This is a genomic window from Bilophila sp. (assembly GCF_057864385.1).
This window is the reverse complement of the sequence record NZ_DBMAFI010000044.1, coordinates 21,891-29,033: the sequence shown is the minus strand read 5'-3', so window position 1 is coordinate 29,033 and position 7,143 is coordinate 21,891. Positions and strand designations below refer to the sequence as shown.

At 52.1% G+C, this 7,143-nt stretch carries 6 protein-coding genes and 2 tRNA genes; 3 read left to right on the top strand and 5 right to left on the bottom strand.

Going from position 1 to position 7,143, the window contains the following annotated elements; genetic code table 11:
* Window positions 1–319: hypothetical protein (locus tag ACZM8Y_RS12975; protein WP_489501777.1), on the top strand; the 319-nt coding region annotated here is incomplete at its 5' end.
* Window positions 320–485: 166 nt separating this feature from the next.
* Here ACZM8Y_RS12975 and ACZM8Y_RS12970 read toward each other — a convergent pair.
* From ACZM8Y_RS12970 to ACZM8Y_RS12950, 5 genes are all read right to left on the bottom strand, one after another.
* Window positions 486–1,319, bottom strand: a complete 834-nt coding sequence (locus ACZM8Y_RS12970) for a nucleotidyltransferase domain-containing protein (RefSeq protein ID WP_482331834.1) — start codon at window positions 1,317–1,319, stop codon at window positions 486–488.
* 115 nt (window positions 1,320–1,434) lie between these two features.
* On the bottom strand, window positions 1,435–2,094 hold the full coding sequence (locus ACZM8Y_RS12965; protein WP_482331838.1) for a helix-turn-helix domain-containing protein: 660 nt from the start codon (window positions 2,092–2,094) through the stop codon (window positions 1,435–1,437).
* Window positions 2,063–2,752, bottom strand: coding sequence for a DUF3990 domain-containing protein (locus ACZM8Y_RS12960; RefSeq protein WP_482331843.1), 690 nt, complete (start codon window positions 2,750–2,752; stop codon window positions 2,063–2,065). The genes ACZM8Y_RS12965 and ACZM8Y_RS12960 overlap by 32 nt, the downstream gene beginning before the upstream one ends.
* A gap of 344 nt (window positions 2,753–3,096) precedes the next feature.
* Window positions 3,097–3,173, bottom strand: a tRNA-Glu gene (locus ACZM8Y_RS12955).
* A gap of 14 nt (window positions 3,174–3,187) precedes the next feature.
* A tRNA-Gln gene (locus ACZM8Y_RS12950) sits at window positions 3,188–3,262 on the bottom strand.
* Between the two features lie 867 nt (window positions 3,263–4,129).
* On the opposite strand from ACZM8Y_RS12950, the gene ACZM8Y_RS12945 reads away from it, so the two are divergent.
* Together ACZM8Y_RS12945 and ACZM8Y_RS12940 are read left to right on the top strand one after the other, a co-directional pair.
* Window positions 4,130–5,710, top strand: a complete 1,581-nt coding sequence (locus ACZM8Y_RS12945; RefSeq protein ID WP_302553387.1) for a TerC family protein — start codon at window positions 4,130–4,132, stop codon at window positions 5,708–5,710.
* Window positions 5,711–5,964: 254 nt separating this feature from the next.
* Window positions 5,965–6,999, top strand: coding sequence for a TRAP transporter substrate-binding protein (locus ACZM8Y_RS12940; protein WP_479859762.1), 1,035 nt, complete (start codon window positions 5,965–5,967; stop codon window positions 6,997–6,999).
* The last annotated feature ends 144 nt before the right edge of the window (window positions 7,000–7,143 follow it).

The following is a 7,143-nucleotide window of genomic DNA, read 5'->3' as shown; positions in this document are numbered from 1 at the left end:
TAAGCTTACATGTATAGATATAAGCTCTGCAGATGTAGGTGATTTATCACAGAGGTTAAGTGATAGTTATAAAAATATAACTATTGAAAATATCAAGCCTGACATAGAAAAGAAATTCAAAGAAGCTTTTGAAGAAAGAGATTACAAAAAAGTGCTTGCTATTTTCAATTATAAAAGCCTTTCTAATTCTATAGGGCATTATTTCGGGTTAACAAATGATTCTTATAAAGATTATATTATTAGAAAAATTAGCAGTGCAAATAATGATTGCTGGAAAAACGCTATAAAAAATTACTTGCCAGATTTAGAAGATATTTAAACGCTACTATTTTCGAGCATTACTCTCTAACAAGGGGATTTTCTATCTGAGTTTATCAAACGGAGCTCTGCGCTGTGCCCAGCAGTGGAAAATGGTTTCTCACGAATCCCCTCATAACGAACGGAGTCCCACAGTTGTATTCTGATAATTTCAACAGGTAAATACTTTAAATAAATGTCTCCCTCAACAGCAACCGAAATACAGCATCCATATTCGGCATGGCCCTGGCAGCCGGAATATCAACACAATCTTCTGATTCACGAGCAAGCTGCCTGTCAAGAAAAGCCGCAAGAATGGGCGGCGGCACGAAATCGTGATCGTTCTCTTTGCCGGAACGTTTATGCGCCACAAGCACAGTGGTTTCTGCCTGTTCTTGCGGAGAAAGCAGTTCGCGCACAAGTATCTCGAAAGGCGTCGGCGGAATACCCAGCCCGCGCTCTATCCACAACATGGCAAGCATGGGCCGAAAGGCATACAGCCATACCTTGGCAGTCTGTTTTGTCTGGAAGCGTTCAAGGCTTTTGTTGCGGATGCTCCTGTAGTGATGCCATAAGGTGAGCGGCGAGAATCCTTGTGTGGCGGCTGAAAGGGCACGGTCAGCAAAGGAGCCTTGCTTTCGATAAACAATAGGTGATGTAAGCCATTCCGGCAAAGCCCCATTGAATTTTTGCAGAAGGCGGAGGGCCTTGCGAACATCCCAGCCGGAACAGTCAAGCACGCCATCTGGAGTGCTGACGATGCCGCTCTCCAGCACGTCACGCTGTTTTTCCGGGCACACGGCAAGATACCAATCCGCAGGGTGTGCGTAAATGAAGCGCACATCGTAGTCTGAATCCTGCGAGGCAAATCCCCAGCCGCGACTGCCGGACTCGCACGCATAAAGAACCTTCACGCCATGCGCCTGCTCAACACGCGTGAGTTCATTTTGGATGCGCTGTTCCATAGCAGCAGAGATGGTCGACGAGGTTGAATATTCTGAAATGGTATCTGACGACTTCATACGCCCCTTTTCCCTGCTTTACAGAAATTCCCCTGACTTTCCCTAATCTGTGGGGCAGAGCATGAGACAATTTTCCTCATAACGAAAAAAGGACTTTAGGCAACTCCCCTTGATCCTACTCTGCTGCGGCCTGATCCAGCGGCTCAAGCAGATCTCTCACATCACAATACAGAGCCATACTCAACGGGAGCAGGGTGTCTATCTGGGCCTTGTTGATATTCTTTTTCCGTTGTTCAAACTGCTGGATGGTACGCAGGGAGATTCCCGATCTCTCGGCAAGCTCTCTCTGGCTCAGACCAACCAGATGACGAAGCTGTTTCAGACGTGTTTTCGTTCTTTGATGCAGACAAAGTTCGTTCATTTTGTCTGCAAAATGCCGGATATCCATCTCGTGATACGGCGAATAGAGTGCGCAAACTTCCCTGATGGGTACGGCTCTGATGATGTCTGCAAACTTCATGGCCGTAAGCCATTGGTAATAGGCAAGTGCCCATCCCGTCCAATACTCCTCACTACGTCCCGCCGTGAACCGGGGTGTCAGACGTTCATAGTCGAATTCCGTTTCATCAAGAACCATATAGGCCAGCTCTATTCCCGACTTGCCTGCCAGAATGGTGAAATCTCCATGCTCAAAACGCTCGGCAATACCGGAAGCGATAAACAGATTGAAGAATGCTGACAGATCGTGCTTCAGGTCATGGACGGCAAAGTCCAGCATACGCCCCAGCGCGGTACGAGCCTTTTCAAGATACAGCTTGTCGTAGGCGTGCATCATCGCTTTTCATCTCTTCATCAAGAATATGGGTGATATAGATGTCGCCGCGCTTTCTGCGATTGCGCTCAACATCAAAATACTCACGCCGGGCGGCATGGTCGCGAGCCATCTTTCTGGCGTACCACAATTCGCTTTCTGCGACTTCGTAGCCGAGGAAACGGATACGTTCAAAAGCCAGCGGACTTTTCAGAACAAATTGTTGCCCCAGCTTGCCAAGGTGCATGGCATTGGTGAGCTGTCGATACGAAATCGTACCGTTGATGAAATCCTGAGCAAAGGAAAAGTAACTGTCGTCTGCCCTGTAGCCGATGATGGCATCGTAACGCTCATACGGAATGGAAAAATTTTCCAGAAGATACGCCTTGGCCTCGAAAGCAAGACCGGACGGAATATCAAATTCCCGATTCTGCAAAAGAACGGTCAGCCAGTGCAGAATGGTGAATGCCGCACTGTTCAGATCAAGGATGGACAGCCCTTCGCAGTTGATTTCATAGCAGTTGGCGAAACCGTTTTGCCCCTTTCCAACGCCCCATTCCTTCGCCATCGCAAGGCTGTCTGTGCAATAGAAGCCAAGCCCATAGTCGTTGTATCGTTTTCCGTATCCCCAAAGTGGGGTTTCGACAATGTTCTGTGAGCCATGAAAAAGCTTTCTGATCATGAAAGTCCCCTTGGCAGAAACATACTCCCACGGGAGTACAAAGGTCAAGACTGAATGTTCGGCTCCTCCCTCGGTGATCGTAAAAAATACAAAGAAAGTCATCCCCCGCCTGTGAAGATGCCTTTCTCATCTGTGGATGTATTTTTAAAACTGCTGGGTATCGTGTGGGGGAGGACGCTTGGATTCTTCCCGAAATTCCGGTCATTGCTTCCCCTGAAATCCCCCCTTACCCAACCTGAAGAAAATTTCCCTGACTTTCCCAAATCTGTGGGGCATAGCGTGGGGCAGATTTTCCCCACAACGAAAAAAGGACTTAGATTTTACTCTAAGTCCTTGAATTTCTTTGGCGTCCCCAAGCGGATTTGAACCGCTGTTGACGGCGTGAAAGGCCGCTGTCCTGGGCCGGCTAGACGATGGGGACGTCTGAGTGCGTGTTGGCTGGGCTACGTGGACTTGAACCACGATTAACGGGACCAGAATCCGTCGTCCTGCCAATTGAACGATAGCCCAACGCGCAGAAAAGAGTTTAGTAAAAACGCTCCTTACTGTCAACAAAAAAATATGCATTTCAGAAAAAAAATTCCGTTTAAAAATTTTTCCGTGTTATTTTACATGATTAAATGTTTTTAAAACTATTGTTTTCATGAGGACGCAGTTGGGGCTGTGCACGGAAAGGGGGTGTGGGGCCGTGTCCGGCATGCTGGCTAGGGGAGATATTCACTGCTGCAATGAAAACCGCATTTCAACTATGTGAAACCCAAAATAAATTTTTTAGAAAATCATCGAAAAGGCGGATGCCTCGACCGGGGAGGCCGCTTGACATCTGCGGGCATGGCATTGCAGTATTGCCCTGTGGACATTCCCATACGAACACGCCTCTCTTTGCTCCTCGCCTTTGTCATGGCTGGGGGCTTTCTCTTTTTCCCGCCGCTTGGAAATCTTTTTCCCTTCGATTCATTTGATTCCGCTGCGGTGTTTCCGTGTACGGAATACACTTTGGAGCCTTGCCCGGCTCCCCTCGTCTTGCCGCCCGGTGGGGCCTTCTTGGGGGAGGGGGAGGTATGGGGCCTCCCTGAGCAGGGGAGGGCTGCATATACCCCTTATGAGTGTTCCGCCCCCAGTACGTCCCGTTTGGAACGGGGGCACGCCTTCAGCTCGTTTGCAGCACTGTCAGGAAACTGTTTCTGCCCGGGGATACTCCTGCGGCGGGGCAGCATTTCATCAGCCGTTTCCATATTTCCCCATGACTGGGATTCTTGCCACGCTTGCCCCCGTTCGCCCCCGGCGGCTTGAACGTCCAGACCGGCCTAGTCCTTTTTGTCCAATCGCATTCGTTCAATCGCAACGGCGTTCCCCATATTCGGGGAAGGAGCGTATATGTTTCTCGATTTTTCGTGGGTGGCAGAACCCACGGCATGGGGCGGATTGGGCACGCTCATCCTGCTTGAAGTCGTGCTCGGTATCGACAACCTTGTTTTTATTTCCATTTTGTCTTCGCGGCTGCCGGAAGACAAGCGCAGGCATGCGTTTATCATTGGCCTTTCGCTTGCCTTGATCATGCGTCTGGCACTGCTTTCCACGGTGGCATGGCTGATCGGGCTTACAAAGCCGTGGTTTTCCGTGTTTGGCCACTCGTTTACGGCACGGGACGTTATCCTTCTCATCGGCGGCCTGTTCCTCTTATTGAAAGGGACTATGGAACTCCACGAACGGCTGGAAGGGTATCAGCCCACGGAAGAGAAAGCCGTCCATCAGGCCGTGTTTTGGCAGGTCATCACGCAGATTGTGGTGCTTGATGCCATATTCTCCTTGGATTCGATCATCACGTCCGTAGGTATGGTGAAGGAGCTTTCCATCATGATGCTGGCCGTCATCATCGCCGTCCTGGCGATGTTGCTGGCCTCGCGTCCGTTGACGGAATTCGTGGACAGGCACCCCACGGTCATCATTCTGTGCCTTGGCTTCTTGCTGATGATTGGCCTGAGCCTTATTTTGGAAGGGCTCGGCTATCATATTCCCAAGGGGTATCTCTACGCGGCCATTGGTTTTTCAATTGTTGTGGAGTCTTTCAACCAGTTGGCGCTGCGGAACCGGAGAAACAGGATCACAACACGCGGATTGCGTGAGTCCGCCGCCAGAGCGGTCTTGGAGCTGCTGGGCGGAACCACGCTCCCCGGCGGCGAGACGGAAATGGAGATGGCCGCGCTGGGCTATTCCGATTGCCGGGACAAGGTGTTCAGGCCGGAAGAGCGGGCCATTGTCGCGCGGGTCATCCGTTTTGGCGGGCGTACCGTGCGGTATATCATGACGCCCCGCCATAAGGTGCAGTGGCTCGACAGCAACGAGTCGCCGGAAGCCCTTCTCAAGCTCGTGGGCGCGTCGAAGCACGCATTCCTTCCGGTCATGCGCGGGGATACCGACGAAGTGCTCGGCGTCGTGGATCTGCGCGAATTGTTGTGGCGTTACCAGAAGACCGGCCGTTTTTCGCTTGAGGCATCTGTTGTCCCCGTCCCCATGGTTTTCGAGCATACCGGTCTTCCCGACGTGCTGGACGCCTTCAGGCAGCACCCCGCCCCGATGGGCATCGTTTTGGATGAATACGGGAGCGCCGTGGGCGTTGTGACGCCTATGGACATCTTATCCGCCATCGCCGGGCACATGGGGGATGTGGCCCCTGAGCCGGATTCCTTCCATCAGCCTGACGGATCATGGCTGCTTCCCGGACGCATGGCTGTGGACGAGGGGCTGCATACGCTGGGCATCCAGCCGGAAGAGGAGCTGAGCTGCGCTACTATGGCCGGGTTGCTGCTTGAGCGGCTGGGGCATATTCCCTCTGCGGGGGAGAGCCTGTTTTTCTGGGGGCATTTGTGGACGGTCGCTTCCATGGACGGGCTGCGCATTGAGCAAATCCGCATCCATCCGCAGCGCTCGGAGGATATTTCGGGAAAAAGTGAATAAGGATGCATGGATTGATTTTGCCATGAAATGACTATGGATTTCTTCGCAAGAACGGTTTAGGGTAGGGTGATTCTGAGAAAGGAGAACCTTTCCTGAACGATTCATGGCGCTTTTTGAGCACGGAATCCTGTTTTTTGAGAGAAAATACCTCTTTGGGGTATTGTGCGGCGTGGCGTTTCTTTTCAAAGAGTCTGGCGGCTGTGCCGTCCGGCGCTGCCGGAAAAGAAACGCTACACCAACACCGAGGAATAGGAATGAAACGGAATCTCCTGCAATACATAACCCGTGTGCTGCTGTTGCCCACGGTTTTGATGTTCATCTGTGGGGCGCTGGTTTCCGCGCATGCGGAATATTCCGGCCCCAAGGTGCGCTTTCGGGTGGCGCATCCGTGCCCGCCGGGGCATCACACCACTTTGGCCTTTGAAAAATTTGCGGAATTGGTCGCCCAAAAGTCAAAGAATAAGATCAAGGTGCATGTTTTCCCCAATGCCGTTCTGGGGAGCGATGTCGTCATGCTCAAAGGCGCGCTGACCGGCGGGCTCGAAATGGCGGTCAGTTCCAGCCCGAACCTGACGTGGGTGGTGCCGTCGCTCATGGTTTTCGATCTGCCGTACATCACAAGCGTCAAGTATCAAAAGAACTTGTATGAAGCGTTGGATAACGGCGAGCTTGGCCGGTATTTCAAGGGGAAATTCAATGAGGTCGGCCTTGAGCCGATCATGTACTGCGAATACGGCTACAGGGATTTCTTCAGTGTGAAAAAGCCGATCCGTTCCGTCGCGGATCTGACGGGCGTCCAAGTCCGCACGACGGCTTCCGTCGTTGAGGTCGAAGTGGCGAAAGCCCTTGGCATGAAGCCGAAACCGTTGGCGTGGGGTGAAACCTACACCGCGCTTAAGGAAGGCATCGTAGGGGGTGAAGGCAACACGTTTTCTTTCCTGCTCAACGCTGAGCATGAGGACATCCTCAAATACGCCTTCGCTTCACAGCATAATTACAGCATGCAGATCCTGAGCGCCAACAAGAAATGGTGGGAAGGGCTTGACCCGCAGGTTCGGGGCATCATCAGGGAAGCGGCAGCCGAGGCATTGAAGTATCAGCGGGAAATCTTGGCCCCGCAGTCGGAAGAGGAGGCGATCAAGCGGTTCAAGGCCAATGGCCTTGAGGTTTCCAAACCTTCGGAAGCCGAGCTTGAGGAGCTGAAGCGGAAAACGCGGCCCGTTTGGAATCTTTTCCCGGACACGTTGCCGCAGGAACTTATTGATCTCGTGGTGGCTACGCAGCAGTAAGGGCGGTTTTATGTGCAGGAGGGGAGGGCATGCTTTTTGTGCCCTTGTACTTAAGCCATAAGGCTATTACTCTGAACAGAAAGGCGGGGGCCGGGGAGCCCTGTTGTTTGCCGTATGTCCCGGAACGGCCCCGATGAGTGATGA